The sequence below is a fragment of the Stenotrophomonas sp. YJH_SMC_120 genome (assembly GCF_059368675.1).
In genome coordinates this window covers 105,974-129,312 of the sequence record NZ_JCAFRY010000008.1, presented here as the reverse complement: position 1 = coordinate 129,312, position 23,339 = coordinate 105,974, and the positions used below count along the sequence as shown (strand labels likewise).

19 protein-coding genes are annotated in these 23,339 nt (G+C 66.2%); 14 read left to right on the top strand and 5 right to left on the bottom strand.

What is annotated here, in order from left to right; translation table 11 throughout:
- Position 1 precedes the first annotated feature (1 nt).
- From fdhE to fdnG, 5 genes are all read right to left on the bottom strand, one after another.
- Complete coding sequence (gene fdhE / locus AC5P60_RS12120; RefSeq protein WP_483693670.1) at positions 2–985, bottom strand: formate dehydrogenase accessory protein FdhE; 984 nt, start codon at positions 983–985, stop codon at positions 2–4.
- Positions 966–1,121, bottom strand: a complete 156-nt coding sequence (locus tag AC5P60_RS12115) for a hypothetical protein (RefSeq protein WP_154213984.1) — start codon at positions 1,119–1,121, stop codon at positions 966–968. Before AC5P60_RS12115 ends, fdhE begins: the two co-directional genes overlap by 20 nt.
- A 245-nt stretch (positions 1,122–1,366) precedes the next feature.
- Positions 1,367–2,014, bottom strand: coding sequence for a formate dehydrogenase subunit gamma (locus AC5P60_RS12110; protein WP_005410882.1), 648 nt, complete (start codon positions 2,012–2,014; stop codon positions 1,367–1,369).
- Entirely contained in the window at positions 2,011–2,928 is a 918-nt protein-coding gene (fdxH, locus tag AC5P60_RS12105; RefSeq protein WP_483693669.1) for a formate dehydrogenase subunit beta, read from the bottom strand. The genes AC5P60_RS12110 and fdxH overlap by 4 nt, the downstream gene beginning before the upstream one ends.
- A gap of 10 nt (positions 2,929–2,938) precedes the next feature.
- On the bottom strand, positions 2,939–6,007 hold the full coding sequence (gene fdnG, locus AC5P60_RS12100) for a formate dehydrogenase-N subunit alpha (RefSeq protein WP_141097869.1): 3,069 nt from the start codon (positions 6,005–6,007) through the stop codon (positions 2,939–2,941).
- A 290-nt stretch (positions 6,008–6,297) separates the two neighbouring features.
- On the opposite strand from fdnG, the gene gmk reads away from it, so the two are divergent.
- From gmk to AC5P60_RS12030, 14 genes are all read left to right on the top strand, one after another.
- Entirely contained in the window at positions 6,298–6,963 is a 666-nt protein-coding gene (gene gmk / locus AC5P60_RS12095; protein WP_032956072.1) for a guanylate kinase, read from the top strand.
- Positions 6,964–7,073: 110 nt separating this feature from the next.
- Positions 7,074–7,373 (top strand): DNA-directed RNA polymerase subunit omega, encoded by a 300-nt coding sequence (rpoZ, locus tag AC5P60_RS12090; protein ID WP_005410877.1) that lies wholly within the window; start codon positions 7,074–7,076, stop codon positions 7,371–7,373.
- Between the two features lie 105 nt (positions 7,374–7,478).
- Complete coding sequence (locus AC5P60_RS12085; protein ID WP_005410876.1) at positions 7,479–9,641, top strand: RelA/SpoT family protein; 2,163 nt, start codon at positions 7,479–7,481, stop codon at positions 9,639–9,641.
- A 183-nt stretch (positions 9,642–9,824) separates the two neighbouring features.
- The gene (locus AC5P60_RS12080) at positions 9,825–10,211 is read left to right on the top strand and encodes a RidA family protein (protein WP_005410875.1); all 387 of its coding nucleotides are present in this window, start codon (positions 9,825–9,827) and stop codon (positions 10,209–10,211) included.
- 7 nt (positions 10,212–10,218) lie between these two features.
- The gene (recG, locus tag AC5P60_RS12075) at positions 10,219–12,330 is read left to right on the top strand and encodes an ATP-dependent DNA helicase RecG (protein ID WP_143994200.1); all 2,112 of its coding nucleotides are present in this window, start codon (positions 10,219–10,221) and stop codon (positions 12,328–12,330) included.
- Positions 12,331–12,713: 383 nt separating this feature from the next.
- Positions 12,714–13,652: a nucleoside hydrolase gene (locus AC5P60_RS12070; RefSeq protein WP_021203710.1), complete on the top strand. Its 939-nt coding sequence runs from the start codon at positions 12,714–12,716 to the stop codon at positions 13,650–13,652.
- Between the two features lie 88 nt (positions 13,653–13,740).
- Complete coding sequence (locus tag AC5P60_RS12065) at positions 13,741–13,983, top strand: type B 50S ribosomal protein L31 (RefSeq protein WP_005410871.1); 243 nt, start codon at positions 13,741–13,743, stop codon at positions 13,981–13,983.
- A 296-nt stretch (positions 13,984–14,279) separates the two neighbouring features.
- Positions 14,280–15,557 carry a citrate synthase gene (locus AC5P60_RS12060; RefSeq protein WP_033834945.1) on the top strand — a complete coding sequence of 426 codons (1,278 nt, stop codon included), beginning with the start codon at positions 14,280–14,282 and terminating at the stop codon, positions 15,555–15,557.
- A gap of 436 nt (positions 15,558–15,993) precedes the next feature.
- Entirely contained in the window at positions 15,994–17,064 is a 1,071-nt protein-coding gene (locus AC5P60_RS12055) for a hypothetical protein (RefSeq protein ID WP_483693668.1), read from the top strand.
- Positions 17,065–17,492: 428 nt separating this feature from the next.
- Complete coding sequence (locus AC5P60_RS12050) at positions 17,493–17,858, top strand: NirD/YgiW/YdeI family stress tolerance protein (RefSeq protein WP_033834960.1); 366 nt, start codon at positions 17,493–17,495, stop codon at positions 17,856–17,858.
- Positions 17,859–18,198: 340 nt separating this feature from the next.
- Positions 18,199–18,705 carry a CS1 type fimbrial major subunit gene (locus AC5P60_RS12045; RefSeq protein WP_049453695.1) on the top strand — a complete coding sequence of 169 codons (507 nt, stop codon included), beginning with the start codon at positions 18,199–18,201 and terminating at the stop codon, positions 18,703–18,705.
- Positions 18,706–18,756: 51 nt separating this feature from the next.
- The gene (locus AC5P60_RS12040; protein WP_495201746.1) at positions 18,757–21,480 is read left to right on the top strand and encodes a TcfC E-set like domain-containing protein; all 2,724 of its coding nucleotides are present in this window, start codon (positions 18,757–18,759) and stop codon (positions 21,478–21,480) included.
- Between the two features lie 20 nt (positions 21,481–21,500).
- Entirely contained in the window at positions 21,501–22,610 is a 1,110-nt protein-coding gene (locus AC5P60_RS12035; RefSeq protein WP_483693680.1) for a CblD like pilus biogenesis initiator family protein, read from the top strand.
- Between the two features lie 18 nt (positions 22,611–22,628).
- Entirely contained in the window at positions 22,629–23,336 is a 708-nt protein-coding gene (locus AC5P60_RS12030) for a pilus assembly protein (protein WP_483693665.1), read from the top strand.
- The last annotated feature ends 3 nt before the right edge of the window (positions 23,337–23,339 follow it).

Genomic DNA, 23,339 nt, shown 5'->3' with positions numbered 1-23,339 from the left:
CTCAAGCGCCGTCGGATTGCCACAGCAGAGGATTCTGGCTGGCACGCGCATAGCCTTCCTCGGCCAGCAGCAGATCCAGCGCCAGCGTGCCGAGGTCATCGGCCACCGGCTCCAGAGACGGGTCCTTTTCCAGATACAGGATCTTGCGGTAGCTGTGGCAGTGGTCGCAGGTCTCGGCACGCACCGCGCTCTCGCGCACCGCCTCGCCGCTGTCGCCGTCCACATCGGCCAGGGCGCGATAGGCGATGTCCTTGCCGGCGGCACCACACTGGCTGCACTGCACGCGCACGTAGTGCCATTGGCAGGCGCACAGCGAGCACGACAGGTAACGGTAGGACGCATAGGGTGGGCGTGCCTGCACCACGCTGGTCACCGGCAACGTGCCGCACAGCGGGCACAGCCCTGGCGCATCAGCCAGCGGCTTCAGGTCGGTAGGGCGGAAGCTGGCTGCGAGCACCGCCCAGTAAACCTGCAGTGCGTTCATCACCAGCAGCGCAGCGACCGCATCCACCGACGGCGCGTCATCGCGCTCCAGCACCGCGTGCGCCTGCGCATCCAGCCAGGCGTCGTCGGCAGCCGCGACGCGTTGCAGCTCCTGCCGGGTTTCCACCGGCAGCCCGGCTTCGTCGGCACAGTGCTGGCACAGCGTGCGCAGCCAGTCGCGCCAGCATCCATCCAGCTGAAGCGTGTTGGCCGGCCGCAACGGCATGCCGGCACCGGCCGCCGCACTCGACTGCTGCGCGCGCGCCTGCGACTGCAGTGCCTCGCGCTGCTGCGGTGTCAGTTCATCCAGCAGCGCCTGCTGTGCATCGGCCAACGCCGCCAGCAGCTGCAGGTAACCGCCGATGGCACTGTGCGCGGCCAGGCTGCGCAGGCGCGTCGCGCGCTCAGCGAACAGTGACTCGATATCGGGCAGGATGATGCGCGGCACATCGCGCGAGGCGAGCGTCTCGATCTCACCGGGTTCAAGGATGCGTTGCGCCATGCAGGGCCAGCCAGAAGAACCAGCCTCCATCCTCGCCGTTGTCGGCGCTCGCGTCCAGCGTGCCCATGCCAAAGCAGTCGAGCAAAGCAGTCGAGCACGGCTCGACTCTACAAAAACCGGTTTCGGTCGTTGCCATGTTCATCGTGTCGACCAAGGTCGACACCCACCAAGAGCAGCTCATGCCATTCCGACAGCAGCGGGAAACTGTCGAAGGAGGGGTGGATCCGGTTGCGGGGGTGTCCGCGGCATGGATGCCGCGGCCAAGCCCCCAAGGACGGGTTGACGGCGTCCCCCGCAACCGGATCCACCCCGCCACCCCTCAGGAAGCCCGCTCTTGACGTTGACCTTGCCTCTGCGGGTGCAGGGCCGCAGGCCCTGCCGCTAACCCTCTTCCCGACGTCCGCGCAGGATGTCCCGGAACCACTGCCGGTGGTGCTTGTACGCCCACCCATAGGTCACCTTGCCCTGGGTCATCGCCCGCACCGAGCCCTTGATCCAGATCGCGGCATAGATGTGCACCACGATCGCGCACACCAGCACCCAGCCGAACAGCGCATGGGCCAGCACCGAGAAGCGGATCACCCCGATCGGGAAGAAGTGACTGAAGTACTGCCGCCAGATCACGAAGCCGGTCAGCAGCAGCGCCGACAGGCAGCCGATGATGGCCCAGAACAGCAGTTTCTGGCCGGCATTGAAACGGCCCACCGGCGGCAGCTTCTCATCCTCGTTGCGCAGTACATCGCGCATGCCGCGCATCCATGCGCGATCGTCGGCGGTCGGCAGATTGTCGCGCCACATGCGGAACGCCAGCAGCGCAAAGCCCACCACCATGGCCAGCCCGATGAACGGATGCAGGATGCGCGTCCAGGGGCCGCCACCGAACAGCTGGGTCAACGGGAACAGGGCAGGGTGGAACAGCGCCAGCCCGGACAGCGCGGTCAGCACGAAGCAGATCGCCACGATCCAGTGGTTGATGCGGGTCGGTGCGCGGTAGCGGATGATCTGGCGCGGGTGCGGGGCGTACTTCATGGCCGCTGCTCCTCTTCGATCTTCTTCGCCTCGTGCTCGGCTTCCTCTTCTTCCTCGTCATTGACCGTGTTGCGGCCGATGCCGATGTAATGCAGGAAGCCGGCGAAGGCAGTGGCGGCGATCGCCAGCACGCCCAGCGGCTTGGCCACGCCCTTCCAGATTTCCACCATCGGGCTGATTCGAGGGTCCTTGGGCAGGTCGGCATACAGCTCCGGCCTGTCCACGTGCTGCAGCACGTACATCACGTGGGTGCCGCCGACGCCCTGCGGATCGTACAGGCCGGCATTCTCGTAGCCGCGCGATTTCAGGTCTTCCACGCGTCCGGCCGCATGCTCGGTCATCGCCTGCTTGCTGCCGAAGGTAATCGCGCCGGTCGGGCAGGTCTTCACGCAGGCCGGTTCCTGGCCCACCGCCACCCGGTCCGAACACAGCGTGCACTTGTAGGCCTTGTGGTCCTTCTTGGAGATGCGCGGCACGTCGAACGGACAACCGGTCACGCAGTAGCCGCAGCCGATGCAGTTCTCTTCCTGGAAGTCGACGATGCCGTTGGCGTACTGGATGATGGCACCGGGCGACGGGCAGGCCTTCAGGCAGCCCGGATCGCTGCAGTGCATGCAGCCTTCCTTGCGGATCAGCCACTCCAGCTTGCCCTTCTCGTCCTCGTACTCGCGGAACTTCATCACCGTCCACGACTGATCGCTCAGGTCGGGCGGGTTGTCGTAGCTGCCAACGCAGCTTCCCACGTCGTCGCGCAGGTCATTCCACTCCATGCAGGCGACCTGGCAGGCCTTGCAGCCGATGCACTTGCTCACATCGATCAGCTTGGCGACCTGGCCGGTGTGCGCACCACGCGCCTCCGGCGAGGGCGTGGTGGTGGCCGAGCGGCGGATGATGTCCAGGGATTGCAGTGACATGGCGTGTCTCCTACACCTTCTCGACCTTGACCAGGATGCACTTCGATTCGGGCGTCTGCGAGTTGCCGTCACCGATGGCGTTGGTCAGCGTATTGGCGATGTATCCGGGCTTGGCCGCACCGAGGAAGCCCCAGTGGATCGGCACGCCCACCTGGTGCACGGTCCGGCCATCGATCTGCAGGGCCTTGATGCGCTTGGTCACCATGGCGACCGCTTCGATGTGGCCGCGCTTGGAACTGACCCGCACGCGGCTGCCGTTGTTGATGCCCAGCTCGTCGGCCAACGCCGCGCCGATCTCGACGAACTGCTCGGGCTGGATGATGGCGTTCAACTTGCCGTGCTTGGTCCAGAAGTGGAAATGCTCGGTCAGTCGGTAGGTGGTGGCCACATGCGGGAACTCGTCCGGTGAACCGATCTGTGCGCGATCGCTGGCGAATACGCGGGCGGCCGGGTTGTTCAGCGTCAGTGCCTGGCCGGGGCTGAGCGGGTTGCTGCGCAGCGGTGTATCGAACGGTTCGTAGTGCTCAGGGAATGGGCCTTCGGCCATGCCGGCCTTGGCGAAGAAGCGCGCGATGCCCTCCGGGTTCATGATGAACGGGCCCATTCCGCCGGCGGGATCTTCGTCGGCCTTGAAGTCGGGCACGTCCACGCTGCCCCAGTTTTTCCCGTTCCACGCCAGCAGCGTGCGCCGTGGATCAAATGGCTTTCCGGCGGCGTCGCACGAGGCGCGGTTGTACATCACGCGACGATTGGCCGGCCATGCCCAGGCCCAGCCCAGCGTGTTGCCGATGCCGGTGGGGTCACTGTTGTCACGCCTCGCCATCATGTTGCCGGTCGGGCCCCAGGCACCGATGTAGATCCAGCAGCCGGAGGCGGTGCTGCCGTCGTCGCGCAGGTCGCCGAATGCGGCCAGCTGCTCGCCGGCCTTGCGCACCAGCTTGGTTGGGTCCTTCGGATCGAACACGTCGGCCAGCGCCTTGCCGTTGTATTCCATCGCCAGCTCTTCGGGCGTGGGTACCTCAGGGTTGGCGTAGTTCCAGGCCAGGTCGCGCACCGGCTCCCACCACGCACCGCCGTCCTTCTCGTACAGCGCTTTGATGCGATGGAACAGCTCGGACATGATCTCGATGTCGCTGCGTGCTTCGCCCGGTGGGTTGGCACCCTTCCAGTGCCACTGCAGCCAGCGCGAGGAGTTCACCACCGCGCCGTTCTCCTCGGCAAAGGAGGTGGTCGGCAGGCGGAATACTTCGGTCTGGATCGTGCTCGGGTCGACGTCGTTCAACGCACCGTGGTTCTGCCAGAAGGCGATGGTCTCGGTCTCCAGTGGGTCCATGCTGACCATGAACTTCAGCTTGGAGAACGCGCTGATCAGCTTGCCCTTGTTCGGCGCCGAGGCCAGCGGATTGAAGCCCTGGCAGATGTAGCCATGGATCTTGCCCTCGTTCATCAGCTCGTACGCCTGCAGCATGTCGTACGGCTTGTCCAGCTTGGGCAGGTAATCAAAGCACCAGTTGTTGTCGGCGGTGGCGGCATCGCCCCACCACGACTTCATCAGGCTGACGTGGAACTTCGGGTAGTTCTGCCAGAACGACATCTGGTTGGCGCGCAGCGGCTTCTGCGTGCGCTTGGCGATGTAGGCCTCGTAGTCCTGCTCGTCCTGTTTCGGCAGGGTCAGGTAGCCGGGCAGCAGGTCGGACATCAGGCCGATGTCGGTCAGGCCCTGGATGTTGGAATGCCCTCGCAAGGCGTTCATGCCACCACCGGCCACGCCGATGTTGCCCAGCAGCAGCTGCACCATGGTGCCGGCACGCACGTTCTGCGCGCCGATCGAGTGCTGCGTCCAGCCCAGCGCGTACAGGATGGTCATCGCCTTGTCCTTGCCGGCGGTGGACGCGATCATGTCCCAGATCTGGCGGATGCTGTCGGCCGGCGTGCCGCAGATGCGTTCGACCATCTCCACCGTGTAGCGCGCATAGTGCTGCTTGAGCAGGTTGTAGACGCAGCGCGGGTCCTTCAGCGTCGGGTCGCTGCGCACGAAGCCATCATCACCGTAGGCGTAGTCCCAGCTGGAGCGGTCGTAGCTGCGCTTCTCTTCGTTGTAGCCCGAATACAGGCCGTCCTTGAAGGCGAACTCGTCCTTCACCAGGAACGACATGTCGGTGTAGTTCAGCACGTACTCGTGCTGGATGCGGTCCTCGGTCAGCAGGTAGTTGATCAGGCCCCCCAGGAACACGATGTCGGTACCGGTGCGGATCGGCGCGTACACGTCGGCCACCGCGGCCGAGCGGTTGAAGCGCGGATCGACCACGATCAGGCGTGCCTTGTTGTGTGCCTTGGCCTCGGTCACCCATTTGAACCCGCACGGGTGCGCCTCGGCGGCATTGCCACCCATGATCAGGATCAGGTCGGCATTCTTGATGTCGACCCAGTGATTCGTCATCGCACCACGGCCTAGCGTCGGGGCAAGACCTGCCACCGTCGGGCCGTGTCAGACACGTGCCTGGTTGTCGAATGCCAACATGCCAAGGGAGCGCACGACCTTGTGGGTCAGCACCGCGGTTTCATTGCTGGTGGCCGAGGCCGCCAGCATGCCGGTCGTCAGCCAGCGGTTGACCGTCTGCCCGGCCTCGTTCTTCTGCACGAAGTTGGCATCGCGGTCTTCCTTCATCAGCCGCGCGATGCGGTCCAGCGCATCGTCCCAGCTCAGCCGCTTCCACTCGTTCGAGCCCGGCGCGCGGTACTCGGGGTAGAGCAGGCGCGACTTGCTGTGGATGATGTCGGCCAGGCCGGCGCCCTTCGGGCACAGCGTGCCGCGGTTCACCGGATGGTCCGGGTCGCCCTCGATGTGGAAAATGCTCGGTTCGGCGTTCTTGGCACCATCGCCGAGGCTGTACATCAGGATGCCGCAGGCCACCGAACAGTAGGTACAGGTGTTGCGGGTCTCGGTCGCGCGGGTCAGCTTGTACTGCCTGACCTCCGCGAGCGCGATGCCGGGCGCGAAGCCCATCAATGCCAGGCTGGAGCCGACCAGGGTTGTCCCGGTCACTTTCAGGAACTGGCGGCGGCTCATCGATGGCATGCCGTTCTCCTGGGATGGCGGGGAGGCGCAGGCCTCCGGGCTGTCGTTGGGTACGGGCCGGTTATAGCACAGGCCTCCGGATGCCCATGTGGCACAAGGCGCGGCGCCTGCCGGACGGGCCCGGAAAGGGCCTGCTCTGGTAAAGTTGCGTGCCCGCCCCCTGGGGAAGCGTCTGCCGGGCCTGGTTCCAGGATGTTCCGCGCAGCCCCCGCCGTCCTGGCGCGATCCTCCGCGCCGGACCTGGAACACCGAGGAAAAATTTTGCGAAATCAACCAATTGGGTTCCGCGCATGAGCGCCCCGTCGAAGCCGTCGGACGCCGTTGCGCGCGGCACGCTGTACATCGTGGCCGCCCCGTCCGGCGCCGGCAAGAGCAGCATCGTCAACGCCACCCTGGCGCGTGACCCGCAGATCGCCCTGTCGATCTCCTTCACCTCGCGCGCGATGCGCCCGGGTGAAGTGAACGGCCAGCACTACCATTTCGTCTCTGCGGAGAGGTTCGAGGAAATGATCGCCGCCGGCGACTTCTTCGAGCATGCCTGGGTGCACGGCGACTGGAAGGGCACCGCCCGGCAGTCGGTGGAGCCGCAGCTGGCCGCCGGCCAGGACGTGCTGCTGGAAATCGACTGGCAGGGTGCGCAGCAGGTGCGCCAGCTGGTGCCGGGCACGGTCACCGTGTTCATCCTGCCGCCGTCCAAGCAGGCCCTGCAGGACCGCATGCGCAAGCGCGGCCAGGACAGCGAGGCGGTCATCGCCCAGCGCCTGGGCGCGGCACGCGATGAAATGCTGCACTTCAACGAGTTCGACTACGTCATCGTCAACGAGGTGTTCGACACCGCCGTGGACGAGCTGTGCGCCATCTTCACCGCCAGCCGCCTGCGCCGGGAGGCCCAGAAGGTCCGCCACGCCGGCCTGATCCAGGCTCTGCTGACCCCCGATCCGGGTGCAACTGACTGATTCCAAAAGAATCGGGTGGGGGTTGGCTTGATTTTGTCCAGCCCCTGCCAGTACACTCCGTCCCCTTTCCCTCATTCGACTGAGCGGCCGACCGGTCGCCGGGAGCCCGTATGGCCCGCATCACCGTAGAAGATTGCCTGGAAGTCGTTAACAACCGTTTCGAACTGGTCATGATGGCTTCCAAGCGTGCCCGCCAGCTCGCCAACGGCGTGCAGGCCACGCTGGACAACAGCGAGACCGAGGACAAGCCGACCGTGCTGGCGCTGCGCGAAATCGCCGCCCGCAAGATCGACAACGCGCTGATCGACGAAGTCGAGAAGGCCGAGCGTGAGCGCGCCGAGCGCGAAGCGCTGGAGTGGGCTGCCGCCGAAGTGGTCGCCGACGAAGACATGTCCAAGAACGACGATTGATCGCATCGATCAACGTCATTGCTGGATCGCCGAACAGCCCGCCCCGTGCGGGCTGTTTCGCATTCAGGATTTGCCGTAAACGTCGCGCTGGAATAGGCTTCGGGCATGAACCCAGGCCCCACTGCCAAGGTCGCCGCAGCCCCCGCTGCCGCCGTACCCGACTACGTCCTCCAGCTTGAACGCGCCGCCCATTACCTGCCGCCGGAACAGCTGCCGCTGCTGCGCCGTGCCTGGGAAGTCGGTGCCTCCGCGCACGCTGGGCAGACGCGCAAGTCGGGCGAGCCCTATATCACCCATCCGGTGGCCGTGGCCCAGGTGCTGGCCGAGCTCGGCCTGGACGTGGAAGCGCTGATCGCCGCGATCCTGCACGACACCATCGAAGACACCCCGCTCACCCGCGAGGCGCTGGCTGCCGAGTTCGGCGAAGCCGTGGCCGAACTGGTCGACGGCGTGACCAAGCTGGACAAGCTGAAGTTCCGCGACCGCCAGGAAGCGGCCGCCGAGAGCTTCCGCAAGATGCTGCTGGCGATGTCGCGCGACCTGCGCGTGATCATGATCAAGCTGGCCGACCGCCTGCACAACATGCGCACGCTGGGCGCGCAGAGCCGCGAAGCGCGCGGCCGCATCGCCCGCGAGACGCTGGAGATCTACGCACCCATCGCCCAGCGCCTGGGCATGAGCCTGGTCAAGAGCGAGCTGCAGAACCTCGGCTTCAAGGCGCTCTACCCGTGGCGCCACGCCATCATTGAAAAACACATCCGCAGCCAGCCGGTGGTGCGCCGCGAGGCGATGGCGCAGGTGGAAGTGCAGCTGTCGCAGCGCCTGGCCAAGGAGGGGATCGAGCATCGGCTGATCAGCCGCATCAAGACCCCGTGGAGCATCTACAACAAGATGCGCGACGAGAACAAATCCTTCGACCAGGTGATGGACGTGTTCGGCTTCCGCCTGGTCGTGCGCAGCGTGCCCAGCTGTTACCACGCGCTGGGTTCGGTGCATGCCACCTTCAAACCGCTGGATGGCCGCTTCCGCGATTTCATCGCCATTCCCAAGGCCAACGGCTACCAGTCGCTGCACACCGTGCTGTTCGGGCCGTATGGCTCGCCGATCGAAGTGCAGATCCGTACCGAGGAAATGGACCTGATCGCCGAGCGCGGCGTGGCCGCGCACTGGACCTACAAGTTTGGTGGCGATTCGCCCAACAGCGCGCAGAGCCGTGCCCACGCCTGGATCGTCGAGCTGATCGACTCGCAGCGCGCCGCCGGCTCCTCGCTGGAGTTCCTCGACAACGTCAAGGTCGACCTGTTCCCGGACGAGGTCTACCTGTTCACGCCGAAGGGCAAGATCCTGGCCCTGCCGCGCAATTCCACCGCGCTCGATTTCGCCTACGCCGTGCATACCGATGTCGGCAACATGGCGGTGGCCTCGCGCGTGGACAAGAAACTGGTGCCACTGCGCACCAAGCTGGTGTCGGGGCAGTCGGTGGAGATCATCACCGCGCGCTCGGCCACGCCGAAACCGCAGTGGCTGGAATTCGTGGTCACCAGCAAGGCGCGCACTGCCATCCGCCACCAGCTCAAGCAGCTGGAGCACGAAGATGCCGTGCAGCTCGGCCACCGCATGCTCGACCGTGCGCTGGAGGCGATGGATTCGTCGCTGGAACGGCTGCCGAAGGGGCGCCTGGATGCGTTCCTGGCCGAGCACCGTTTCCCGCGTCTGGAGGCGCTGCTGGCCGAGGTGGCGCTGGGCAACTGGATGCCGACCCAGGCCGCGCAGGCGCTGATGGCCTACGCCGAACTGCGTGGCGGCCCGCATTCGCGCCACCATTCGCAGGAAAAGATCCTGATCAACGGCAGCGAGCGCGGCGTGGTCACCTTCGCCGGCTGCTGCCAGCCGATTCCCGGCGACGAGATCATGGGCTACCACACCGCCGGCAAGGGCATCGTGGTGCACCGCATGGACTGCCCGAACCTGGCCGAGCTGCGCAAGTCGCCCGAGCGCTGGGTGCCGATCGGCTGGGACACCACCGTCTCCGGCGACTACGACACTTCGCTGGTGGTGGAAGTAGAGAACGGCACCGGCGTGCTGGCGCAGCTGGCCGCCGCCATCGCCCAGAGCCATTCCAACATCGAGCGCGTGGACTACCTGGACCGCGACTTCAACGCCGCCGTGCTGGCGTTCAACATCCAGGTACGCGACCGCAACCACCTGGCCGAAGTGATGCGCCGCCTGCGTCGTCTGTCGGTCGTGCAGTCGGTACGCCGTCAGTAGGTCCTGCGCGGGCCCGGCAGTGTCGGCCGCTGGCCGGCAACTTCGCGGTGCTTCCGATGTTCATGAGGTTGCCGGCCAGCGGCCGGCACTACCGGAGCGGTGCGGTGGATCCACGCCATGCGTGGATGCACCCCCAGCCGGTACAATCAGCGCTCTGTTTTCCCCCAAGCACCGGAGCGACCCATGTCCCGCCAGATCATCAACACCGAAAAGGCTCCCGCCGCCATCGGCCCGTACTCGCAGGCCGTGCGCGCCGGCAACACCGTGTACTTCTCCGGCCAGATCCCGCTCGACCCGGCCACCGGCGACATCGTCGGCGCGGGTGACGTCGAAGCACAGGCCCGCCGAGCCTTCGACAACCTCAAGGCCGTGGCCGAAGCCGCTGGTGGCTCGCTGGACAAGGTCGTGCGTCTGGGCCTGTACCTGACCGATCTGGGCGAGTTCGCCAAGGTCAACGCGGTCATGCAGGACTACTTCCAGGCCCCGTACCCGGCCCGTTCCACCATCGAAGTCTCCGGCCTGCCGAAGGGCGCCAACTTCGAGGTCGACGCGGTGATGGTCATCGACTGACCGCCACGTGGCACGCAAGGCGGCGGTCACCCCGGTCCTGTCACCGTCCGGCGAAGCATCCCTGGCGATGCTCGCGGGCGTCGGTCCGGCCGTGGCCGCCAAACTGCAGGCGCGTGGCCTGGCCACCCTGCAGGATCTCTGGCTTCATCTGCCGCTGCGCTATGAAGACCGGACCCGGCTGACCCGCATCGAAGACCTGCGTAACGGCGTGCCGGCCCAGGTGGAAGGGCGGGTGGTCGCGGTCGAGCGCGGCATGCGCTACCGGCCGATGCTGAAAGTGGCAGTGGAAGACGAAGGGCGGGGCACCCTGGTGCTGCGCTTCTTCCACTTCCGCCAGCAGCAGGTCGGCCAGTTCGCGGTCGGCAACCGGCTGCGCTGCTTCGGCACGCCCAAACCGGGCCAGCTCGGCCTGGAAATCGTCCACCCCAGCTACCAGGTACTGGGCCGCAACGACGATCCCGAACTCGGCGACCGCCTCGACCCGGTGTATCCCACCGTCGAAGGCGTCGGCCCGATGACCATGCGCAAGCTGATCGGCCAGGCGCTGGACCGCCTGCCCGAGGAAGGCACGCTGGAACTGCTGCCCAGCGGCTGGCTCGATGGCCTCGGCCTGCCGTCGCTGCGCAGCGCGCTGCTGACCGTGCACCGGCCGCCACCAGATGCCGATCTGGCCGCGCTGGCCGCCGGCACCCACCCGGCGCAGCGCCGCCTGGCGATGGAAGAGCTGCTGGCCCACCACCTCAGCCTGCGTCGCCAGCGCATCGCGTTGCAGGCGCACCATGCGCCGCCGCTGGCCGGCCCCGGCAAACTGGCCAAGGCGCTGCTGAAGCAGCTGCCGTTCGCCCTGACCGGCGCACAGGCGCGCGTGTTCAAGCAGATCCGCGAGGACCTCGCGCGGCCCAGCCCGATGCTGCGGCTGGTGCAGGGCGACGTCGGTTCCGGCAAGACCGTGGTCGCCGCGCTGGCGGCGATGCTGGCGGTGGAGCAGGGCAAGCAGGTTGCATTGGCTGCGCCCACCGAACTGCTGGCCGAACAGCATCTCAACAACCTGCGCGGCTGGCTGGAACCGCTCGGCGTGCGCATCGCCTGGCTGGCCGGCAAGGTCACCGGCAAGGCGCGCGCCAAGGTGATGGAGCAGGTCGCCAGCGGCGAAGCGCAGGTGGTGGTGGGTACCCACGCGCTGATGCAGGAGGCGGTGGTGTTCCAGGATCTCGCCCTGGCCATCGTCGACGAGCAGCATCGCTTCGGCGTGCACCAGCGGCTGGCGCTGCGCGACAAGGGCGCAGGCGGCAACAGCGTGCCGCACCAGCTGGTGATGACCGCAACACCGATTCCGCGCACGCTGGCGATGTCCGAATACGCCGACCTGGATGTCTCGGCCATCGACGAACTGCCGCCGGGCCGCACCCCGGTGCAGACCGTCGCATTGAACAACGATCGTCGCCCGGAGCTGATCGAGCGCATCGCCCTGGCCTGCCAGGAAGGGCGGCAGGTGTACTGGGTGTGCACGCTCATCGAGGAAAGCGAAGAGCTGGACGCTACGCCCGCGCAGGCCACCTACGAATCGCTGCAGGCGCTGCTGCCCGGCGTACGCGTGGGGCTGGTGCATGGCCGCCTGAAAGCTGCGGAAAAGCTGGCCACGATGGTGGCGTTCAAGGCCGGGCAGATCGACCTGCTGGTGGCGACCACCGTCATCGAAGTGGGCGTGGACGTACCGAACGCCTCGTTGATGGTGATCGAGAACGCCGAACGCCTCGGCCTGGCCCAGCTGCACCAGCTGCGCGGCCGTGTTGGCCGCGGTTCGGCGGTGTCGCGCTGCGTGCTGCTGTACCAGGCACCGCTCTCGCAGATGGCACGCGAGCGCCTGCAGACCATGCGCGAAACCAACGATGGTTTCGTCATTGCCGAAAAGGATCTGGAACTGCGCGGCCCCGGCGAACTGCTCGGCACCCGCCAGACCGGCCTGGCCGGTTTCCGCATCGCCGACCTGGCCCGCGATGCCGGCCTGCTGCCCGGCGTGCACGACCTGGCCGAGCGCCTGCTGGCCCAGCAACCCACGCTCGCCGACCGCGTGGTGCAGCGCTGGATCGGCACCGCCGTGCGTTACGCCTCGGCGTAGCGCCACCTTGATGGGTGTGGACCTTGGTCCACGCATCCACGCGTGGCGTGGATCTACTCCATGTTCATCCACGCATTGCATGGATGTGTCGACCAAGGTCGACACCCACCAACAGCCGCGGAAATCTGTCGAAGGCGGGGTGGATCCGGTTGCGGGGGCGTGAGCCGCATGGATGCGGCGACCGAGCTACATGGACGTACTTGCAGCGTCCCCCGCAACCGGATCCGCCCCGCCATCCCCCAGGAAACCAGCTTTTGCCGTTGATTCGGCGTTTGCCGTTGATTCGGCGGGTGCAGGGCGCAGCCCTGCCGAACCCCAACCCCCATACTTGCAACGGTCATCATCCCGGTCCACACTTCGTTGCCGATCTGAAGACGGCAACGATGACCCACAAGATCCCGCTGTTGATCGACACCGACCCCGGTGTGGACGACGCCCTGGCCCTGCTAATGGCCTTCGCCGATGAACGGCACGACGTGGTCGCCCTGACCATCGCCGCCGGCAATGTCGGCCTCGAATACACCGTCCGCAACGCCCTCAAGCTCTGCGACATCGTCGGCCGCGCCGACGTGCCGGTGTTTGCCGGCAGCCCGGATCCGCTGCTGCATCCCTCCGTTGACGCTGCCCACGTGCATGGCCGTGACGGCTACGGCGACGTGGACCTGCCGCCGCCGAGCCGCCAGGCTGAAGCCGAACACGCCGCACTGGCCATCCTGCGCCTGTCGCACGAGCACGCCGGCGAACTGATGCTGGTGATGCTGGGCCCGCTGACCAACCTTGCCCTGGCACTGAAGCTGGACCCGACCCTGCCCGAGCGCATCAAGCGCATCGTGGTGATGGGCGGCGCGGTCACCTGCCACGGCAACATCACCCCGGCGGCCGAATTCAACATTGCGTTCGACCCGGAAGCGGCGCACGTGGTGTTCACCTCGTTCAAGCACCTGCTGGTGTCGGACTGGGAGGCCACTGTCGCCCATGGCCTGCCGCTGCAGGACGCCGAGAAGTGGCTGCAGGCCGATTCCGATCGCGCCCGCTTCTACGAACTGATCTCGCGCAAGACCCGTGGCCTGTCCGAAGACAGCAAGGGCGGGCGCTGGTACACCGCCGATGCGGTGGCCATGGCCTGGGCGCTGAACCCGGAAGGGCAGCTGCGGGTCGAGTCGCGCCCGCTGAACGTGGAGCTGAACGGCACGTTCAGCCGCGGCGCCACCATCGTCGACTGGAACCGCCAGACCGGCCAGCCGGACAACTGCGATCTGCTGATGGCCTACGACCAGCAGCGTTTCGAGGCCCTGGTGCGCCAGGCCCTGGGTGCGGACTGACGTCGATTGACCGGCACCGGTTGCCCCGGGCGGCAACCGGTGCTTATAATGCCGCTCTTGACCACCAGCCCATTTACGGTGTGAGCCCATGAAGGCCGATATCCATCCGAACTACCGCGACGTCGTCTTCCATGACGTCACCTCCGATTTCAAGATCCTGACCCGCTCGACCATGGCGACGAAGGAAACCATCCAGTGGGAAGACGGCAACGAATACCCGCTGGTCAAGGTTGAAATTTCCTCGGCTTCGCACCCGTTCTACACGGGCAAGCACAAGGTCATCGACACCTCGGGCCGTATCGACAAGTTCCAGAAGCGCTACGCGCGCTGATCTGTCGATCCAGCTTCGAACCAACGGCCGCGCTCTGCGCGGCCGTTTGTTTTTCCCCAACGCCAACCCAACGGGCGTTTGGATGGACGGAACACTGCGTTCGTGTGACAACGCTTTTGCCGATCCGGGCCGCTCAACGGCCGGTGTCTGGCTGCCTGTCGTATACGACTTCTGTCTAGCGCCGGGCAAATGCTGCTGTGCGATAATGACCTGATCCCCGGCACAGGCCGAGGACGTCATTCACGTGCCTGACCAATGCGCTTGGGCAGGCGCCTTCCCATGAAGGAGCGCACACAGTGTCCGATCTTGATCAGGTCACGCTCAACGCCGGCGACAAGTCGGTCGTTCTGCCCGTCATCAAACCCACCCTTGGCAACGACTGCGTCGACATCGCGAAGCTGACCAAGGAAACGGGGTTCTTCACCTACGATTCCGGCTTCACCGCGACGGCCAGCTGCAAGTCCGCCATCACCTACATCGACGGCGACAAGGGCGTGCTGCTGTACCGCGGCTACCCGATCGAACAGCTGTCGGAAAAGTCGAGCTACGTCGAAGTGGCCTACCTGCTGATCAACGGCGAGCGCCCGAGCGCCGAGCAGCTGAAGGCCTTCACCGATGAGCTGACCGCCGAAGCCAACGTCGATGAGTCGATCAACACCCTGATCGGCAGCTTCGCCAAGGATGCCCATCCGATGGCGATCCTGGCCGCTGCAATCGCGCAGCTGTCGGCCATCTACCACGACTCGCTGGACCTGTCCGACGCCGAACAGCGCCGCCAGGCCGCCGTGCGCCTGATCGCCAAGGTGCCGACCCTGTCGGCGCTGATCTACCGCCACGGCAAGGGCCTGCCGGCCAACAAGCCGGACACCTCGCTGGACTACGTCAGCCGCTTCCTGAAGCAGACCTTCGAGTCGGCTGACGGCCAGTACGACCTGAACCCGGACGTGGTGAAGGCGCTGGACCTGCTGTTCATCCTGCACGCCGACCACGAGCAGAACGCCTCGACCTCGACCGTGCGCCTGGTCGGTTCGACCGGTGCCAACCCGTACGCGTCGGTCGCCGCTGGCGTCACCGCGCTGTGGGGTCCGGCCCACGGCGGTGCCAACGAAGCCGTGCTGAAGATGCTGGAAGAGATCGGCACTGCCGACAACGTCGAGTCCGCCGTGGTCAAGGCCAAGGACAAGACCTCCGGCTTCCGCCTGATGGGCTTCGGCCACCGCGTCTACAAGAACTTCGACCCGCGCGCCAAGGTCATCGGCGAGATGACCAGCAAGGTGCTCAAGCAGCTGGGCGTGCAGGATCCGCTGCTGGACGTGGCCGTGAAGCTGGAACAGGCCGCCCTGCAGGACGAGTACTTCGTCGCCCGCAAGCTGTACCCGAACGTCGATTTCTACAGCGGCATCATCTACAAGGCGCTGCAGATCCCGACCGAAATGTTCACCGTCATGTTCGCCCTGGGCCGTACCTCCGGCTGGGTCTCGCATTGGCTGGAACAGCAGGTTGATCCGGAAATGAAGATCGGCCGTCCGCGCCAGGTCTACACCGGCAGCGACGTGCGCGACTACCAGGGCTGATCGCCCCGCGTGAGTTGTGAGAAGAACGCCCCGCATCCGCGGGGCGTTTTTTTGGGGCGGACCTGGTAGGTGCGGACCGTTGGTCCGCACGATTTCGGCGCCCGCGAAAAATCATCCACGCACGGCGTGGATCTACCACCGCAACCGCCTTCGGTAGGTGCCAACCTTGGTTGGCACGCTTTCCCATCCGTGCACGGCGCGGATCTACCACCGCAACCGCCTTCGGTAGGTGCCAACCTTGGTTGGCACGCTTTCCCATCCACGCATGGCGCGGATCTACCGCCGCACCCGCCTTCGGTAGGTGCCAACCTTGGTTGGCACGCGCTTCATCGCGCCAAGACCGCGTGATTCAAGGGTCTCACCAGCTTCACAAGCGCTCGCGCAGCCTCAGGACGCCAGCTGCATCCGCAGCACCTGAAATGGAGCGTCCATCCCGATGAATACCCGATTCGACCCACCCGAGCGCGGACCGCTCGGCCCTGACGTCGCCGCCGTCGTCACCGCCCCCATCGTCGCCCCTCCCAGCGAAAGCGCCGTTTCCTGGGGCGCGATCTTCGCTGGCGCCACCGCTGCCGCTGCACTCTCCCTCATCCTGCTGATCCTCGGTGTTGGCCTCGGCCTGTCGTCGGTGTCGCCATGGTCGTTCGAAGGCGTCAGCAAAGAGACCTTCGGTTGGTCCAGCATCATCTGGCTCACCTTCACCGCATTGGCCGCGTCCGGCCTGGGTGGCTATCTGGCGGGCCGCCTGCGTACCAAGTGGACGCAGATCCATGGCGATGAAACCTATTTCCGCGATACCGCGCATGGCTTCGTGTCGTGGGCGGTGGCCACGCTGCTGACCGCGGGCCTGCTCACATCGGCCATCGGTGGCGTGCTGGGCGCCGGCGCAAAGGTGGCGGGTGCCGCCGCAGGCGCTGCCGCATCCACGGCCGGCGTTGCCGCAGCGGGCGCGGGCAGCACTGCTGCGGCGGCCCCGGAAGGCGACCTCAACTACTGGGTGGATTCACTGTTCCGCAGCACGACCAGCGCAGGGCCGTCTGATCCGACAGCGCCGCCGCCGGGTGCGCCGATGGATCCGAATGCTCCCTCGCCGCCGCCGCCGGCCGCTAGTGTCGGCCCGCGCGACGCGCGCATGGGTCCGCCGCCACGCCCGATGCCGGGCAACGGCCCGGTGGGCGACCGCCGCGAAGTCCGCGCCGAAGTGAACCGCATCATCGTCAACAGCCTGCAAGGCGATGGCCTCGACCCGGCCGATACCCAGTACCTGTCGCAGCTCATCGCGCGCGAGACCGGCATGAGCCCGGCCGAAGCGCAGGCCCGTGTGACCGATGTGCAGACGCGCATGCGTGCCGCGCTGGAGAAGGCAAAGACCACCGCCAAGCAGGCGGCCGACGATGCCCGCAAGGCCGCAGCGTATGCCGCGCTGTGGCTGTTCATCACCCTGCTGATCGGCGCGTTCTTCGCCAGCCTCAGCGCCACCTGGGGCGGCCGCCGCCGCGACCTTTGAACGAGGAGACCTGAGATGAAAATGATTCTGCTCTGGCTGTTGGGCGTGCCGATTCCGCTGCTGATCCTGTACGCAATCTTCTTCTGAGATTGCATCGTTGAGTGGGACCCGTCAGGCCGCCGCACGGCGGCCTGATGCCATCCCGTCGTGCGTGAGCATGTGTCTGCAGCGTCGAGTCCTGCTCGACGCTACAAAAGCAAGACGCGGCAGCTGAACTACGACTCCGCATACCGGCTCGGCGAACACCCCAGCGCACGCCGGAAGGCCGCAGAAAATGCGCTCGGAATCATTCCTGAAAGACGTGTCGGGTCCACGATGAATGGTTTCTGACATTGGATGTCGTTTTCACATCTTTTCGGAGTTATTGCATGGGCGCCACAGTCGAGACGAAGGAAGCTGTGGGCACCTATCCCTGCATGGACAACACCATGAACCGACGACTCACCCTTGCGCTCATCGCCACCACGTTGAGCCTGCTCAGCGCTGGGGCCTTTGCCCAGTACACCGGCCCGGGCGCCACCCATGCCGTCACCACGGTGGCCGAGGCGCGCGCCCAGCGTGACGATCAGCCGGTGGTGCTGCGGGGCACGCTGGTGGCCAGGATCGGCCACGAGCGCTACCGCTTCAAGGACGCCACCGGTGAGATCGATGTGGAAATCGACGACAAGGATCTGCCCAGCCACCAGGCCGTCAGCGCGACCACCGTGGTGGAGCTGCACGGTGAGGTGGATACGCACCGCTTCAAGCCCATCGACATTGATGTGGAGTACGTCGCCGTGGTGCCTGCGCATTGAAGGTCGTTCGCGATTTCTACACGTAGCGTCGAGCCGTGCTCGACTCATGCGCACACGGTGCGCCTCAAGCGACAGTCGAGTATCGCTCGACGCCACAAATGCAACGCAATGAGGTTTCTTGCATTCAAGTCGTGAGGAAATTTGCATAATCCTCAAACATTGAAAGCCCTCAAGAATTCTTCTTAACGTCCAGCTCTTTAGGAATCGTTGCATGGCCTGCGTGCGGTAGGCCTACCTACCATTCTCTCGTCGCCCGTGACCACCTCCACGGGCGGCGCCTCCCTCCCTTTCTCCTTGGGGAGGGGGGCTTTCAAATTCCCCCTGTCCGAGAGAGACACACATGCACGCCATTCTGAAGAAGGCCACGCTCGCTGCAGCGCTGGCCACCGTTTCGCTGTCCGCCAACGCGTTCGACGCCGACATCAAGGTCTGGGCCAACGTCGACCCGACCCTGGCCCTGCTGAAGGCCGATGGCACCGCGCTGGACTCCGTCGTGAACCTGGTCCACAACCCGGTTAGCGGCCTGGTGCCCTGGACCCAGCAGGTGCGCATCTACTCCAACGACGAAGACAAGGACATCGAAGTGCGCGTCGGCAGCGCCCCGCAGCTGCTCAATACCGATGGCAGCGGCGCCCCGGTACCACTGACCGTCAGCCTCAACGGCAAGGCGCTCACCGTGGCCGCACAGGACTTCACCGCCTCCGACCTGTTCGACGGCGCGCTGCCGGGCGCATCGATCCCGATGCCGCTGCGCATTGCGCAGACCACCCAGGCGCCGATCGCCAAGGGCGGTACCTACGAAGGCATCGTCACCATCGCCATGCAGCAGAAGACCGCCAGCCCGTAACGCGCCCGCGCCGGCCCGCATCCCGGGCCGGCCGCTTCCGGTAACACCCCCATGAAATTTCCCGCACCCGCCGTCACCCGGCTGGCGGTCGCGCTCGCCCTGTCGTTGGCCACGCCCCTGGTCGCGGCGCGAGGCGTTCCCGCCGGTTTCGAGGATCTGGTCGAAGGCCAGACCGAACAACTCGAGGTGCGCCTGTTCGGTCGCTCGACCGGGCTGGTGCCGGTGCGCGTGACCCTGGAGCACGTGCAGCTGGAAGCCCCGGCCGATGCGCTGCAGGCATTGCAGCTGCCCGCCGAGGCACAGGCCGCGTTGTTGCCAGCGCTGTCGCAGCCGCTACCGCGCAACAGCCATCTGGCCTGCCGTTACGGTGGCGCCAGCGCCGGTTGCGGTTACATCGATCCCCCCGAAGAGCCCACCGCCGTGCGCGCGCTGTATGACGAAGGCGAGGGCGCCGTGCGCCTGTTCGTCGCCCGCCAATGGATTCCCGGCGAACCGGCCGCCGAGCGCTACCACCAGGTCAGCGCCAATGCCGAAAATGCCTTCCTGCACCAGCACACGCTCAACGTCAGCGGCGGCCGCAGCTACCAGTCGCTGGCCGCGCAGGGCATGGGCGCGCTGGGCGTGTTGCAGCGCGGGCACCTGTCTGCCGATTGGACCTTCAGCCAGCAGCACTATCGCGGCGGCCGCGCCAACCGCGACTTCCAGCTGGACAACGCCTATTACCGCCATGACCTGGGGCAGCAGCACTACCTGCAGGCCGGGCGCATGGACCGCCGCAACCTGAGCAGTCCGCAGGGCGGCACCTTCAGCTTCAGCATGCTGCCGATGGACCGCTTCCAAGGCCTGCGCCTGGGCACCACGCAGGCCTACGTGGATTCGGCGGCCGCCGTACAAGCCACGCCGCTCACCGTGCTGCTGGCACGCGATGCACGGGTGGATGCGTTCGATGGCGAGCGCCTGCTGCAGACCTTCTACCTGCAGGCCGGTATCAACCAGCTCGATACGCGCCGGTTTCCGCTGGGCAACTACACCGTCACCCTGCGCATCTACGAAGACGGTGTGCTGGTGCGCAGCGAGGACGCGCCATTCGACAAGGGTGGCGACTGGACCGACAGCAGCGTGCAGTGGTTCATGCAGGGTGGCCGCCGTAACGAGCGCCGCAGCGACCGTTTCAACGACGAGCTGGCAGCGATGGCCGGCCTGCGCGTGCCGGTATCGCGCAACGTGGCAGTGACGGCCGGCATCGCCGACCTCGGCGGCTTCAGCTATGGCGAACTGCGGCTGGACCTGCGCCATGTGTTCGCCACCCAGGAGATTCGCGGCACCTTCAGCGGCATGCACGGCAGCGATGGCAGCCGTGGCCAGCAGCATCAGCTTTCGTATCGTCGCCGCGCCTCGTGGAATGTGTACCACCAGCGCATGCGCGGCCGTGCCTGCCAGTTCGAGGACGACGCACGCGACCGGCTCGGTTGTGCTGATTCGCTCAGCGCCTCGATGGCGCTGCCGGTGGCGGGCGGCAACGCCTACGTGGCCTACACCCGCCGTCAGACCTGGCGCGCAGGCACGCTGCAGCCGGGGCTGGGGGATGACCCGCTGGCCGGGCTCGACCCGCTGTTGCCGCCGTGGGTGCCACAGCCCACGCGCGTGCCGCAGCTCAGCCGCACCTGGCAGGCCAGCTACAGTCGCAGCCAGCGCTGCGGCGAGTTCAGTGTCTCCAGCCGCATCGGCGTGTGGCAGCAGACCAGTGGCGGCGGCCTGCGCGATGGTCGTGACCGCGGCATCTATTTCAACGTCAGCCTCAACCGCCTGCAGCGCGGCGACCACGGCAGTTCGCAGCGTCGCTACGGCCTGGATGTGCGCCAGCCGCAGCATGCACGGCCGGACGTCAACTACAGCGCCGGTCAGACCCTGCGCCAGGAATACGAAGACCAGTACCGCGAAGTGTCGGGCGAACTGCGCGGCAACAACAACGAACGCTACAGCGCCACGCTCAGCGGGCAGCTGCAGAACCGCATCGGCCAGACCGGTGCCACGGTATCGCGCTACCAGCACCAGGGTGGCAATGAAGTGGCGTACAGCGCCACGCACAGTTCCGGCCTGGCCATCGGCTCGCGTGGGCTGTACTGGGGCGCAGGCGTGGGCGCCGATGCCGGGCTGGCGGTGCAGGTGGATGACACCGACGACCTGGACCTGACCGGCGTTGCCGCCGAACTGCAGGTGGGTGGACTGCGCCGGCAGCGGCTGAAGCTGGGCGAACGCCGCCTGCTGCCGGTGTCCGCCTACCAATCGCACCGCGCCGAAGTGCAGGACGCCAGCGCACTGGACAGCATCGCCGCGGTGCGTGTGAGCGGTGTGGGCGGTGCGCGCCCGCTGTTTCTCTCGCCCGGGCGGCTGGTGCGCATGCCGGTGCCGATTGAAGTGACCTACACCTTCATCGGCAACGCCCACGACATCGCCGGTGCACCGCTGCGCGGCGCCCGCATTCTCAATGCGCCGGTGCCCGGCACCGGCAACAACGGAGGCTTCGTGGCCGACTTCCCACGACGCGAGAAGACCCTGTACCTGCTGCAGGACGACCGCCTGCTGCACTGCCCGCTGCAGGTGCGCGAGCGCCGCAGCGTGGTGATGCTGGTGGGTGCCGTGCAGTGCGAACCGCTGGCCGTGGCGCAGCTGCCTGCCAACATCCGCCATCAGGCACGGGTGACGCGACTGCTGCAGGAGCAGGCATTGATTGCCGCCACGCCGCAGACCGCGGCAGCGGGAGGTGCGCAGTGAACCGGCGGGTGTGGTGGGTGATGGTGGTGTTGTGTGCGCTGGTGGTACTGGCGCCGCGGGCGATGGCGCAGCGGCCGCCGGAAACGCATCCGACGAGTGAGCATCGCGACATCGTGATGAGCTGGGATCGCGCTGCGATGCCTGGGGATATCGAGTTGTGGGCGGCAGATACATTGCTCGCCTACCAATCAACAGGCGGACTCCCCTACGCAAAATCCCATCTTGTCTGCTCGTCGGCTAGCGAATCATCCAACGGCAAGTGCCCTGTGCTCGGCTCAGAGGCGAGCTTGCATGGCGCCGGAGAAATATGGATTCAGGCAATCGAAACCAGATCAGGCCTGCGAGAGGAAATCCGGGCAATCGGTAGCCGACGCCGCCCCATGACCGGGCAGGCCTGCTCGTCCGACTATTGGGCACCTGTAATCAGGCCTCTTTGGGCTGCGGACATCGATGTTTGCGGGAGAGACCAGTCGGCCGGCATTGGAGCGAGTCTCCGAGTCCCTGTCTCTGAGTTGAATCGGCTCGTAGCAGGAAAATGGCGTGCACAGCTGGTGCTTGGCATGTACAGCGAAATCGCGGGTGCGTTGCTGGCTGAATACACCTTTGCATTCGAGTTCACCATCACCGACTACAACGCGGTCTCCATCTACTTCCCGCTGTTCGACCAGGTCACCCCGCACGTCGGCCTGAACCTGCAGTACGACCCGATTGCACAGACCGTCGGCGGCCGAACCCAACTCGACATGTGCCTGTATGACGGTCTGGGCTCGCAAAGCCAGTACCTGGGCGTCACCGTGCGCGACAGCGGGCCACGTCCTCCGGGACCTTCCGGCTATTCGGTCTGGCATACCGACGGCGGCAGCGACGCCACGCAGCGCGTGGACTACACCGTCACCCTCGATCACAACGGCAGCGCTTTGCCCATGCGCAACGGTGTTGAGCAACTGCTGCACGGCATCGATACCGCAAAGCTGCGCCTGGTGCTGTTGCCCGGCATGACGCAGCCGGTGTTCTGCGTGCCCACGCCACTGACGCTGGATACCCCCCGCGTGCCGGTCAGCAGCAAACGCCCCGGCTACTACGACGGCGACCTCAAGGTGGAACTGCGCGTTCCCACTGTCACGCCCTGATTCCCATGGAGCCCCCCGATGAAGCCTTTCATTCGCTGCCTGCTTCCCTTGTCGCTGCTGATGGCGATGCCTGTCCACGCCAATCTCACCGTGCACCCCATGCGCACGTCGGTAGACGTGAAGAAGGGTGCGCAGATTCGTATCTATTCGCAGTCCACCCAGCCGCAGTACGTGCAGGCCTCGATCAAGCGCATCGTCAATCCAGCCAGCGCGGATGAGCAGGAGGTCGAGATCGAGCCCGGCGAAGCGGCCATCGCCATCACCCCCGGCAAGTTTGCGCTGGCCGGCGGCGGCAATCGCCTGATCCGGGTGATTCCGCTGCAGCCGGTCGAGAAGGAAACCGCCTACCGCGTGTATTTCGAAGGTGTGCGTGGCCCTGAAGGGATCGAGCGCGCAGGCGAGGGTGAGCGTGCACAGGCCAACATCGGCGTCAGCCTGGTCTGGGGGGCGCTGGTCAATGTGCTGCCCGCGCAGCCAGCCATGGCGGTACAGGTGGAGGGCAATCGCCTGCGCAACACCGGCACGGTGCGCGTGGGCATCACCAGCATCGCCGACTGCGATGGCGCGCGCTGCACCGCGCACGATGTGTCGCGAAGCCTGTACCCCGGCAGTGCGTTGGAGCTGCCGTTCCCCGTGCAGCCGGGACACACGTTGCAGATGCGTTACCGGCTGACCCGCGATGGCTATCGCGAGCACGTACAGACCCTGGCGCCCAGCGCCGGTTGATTC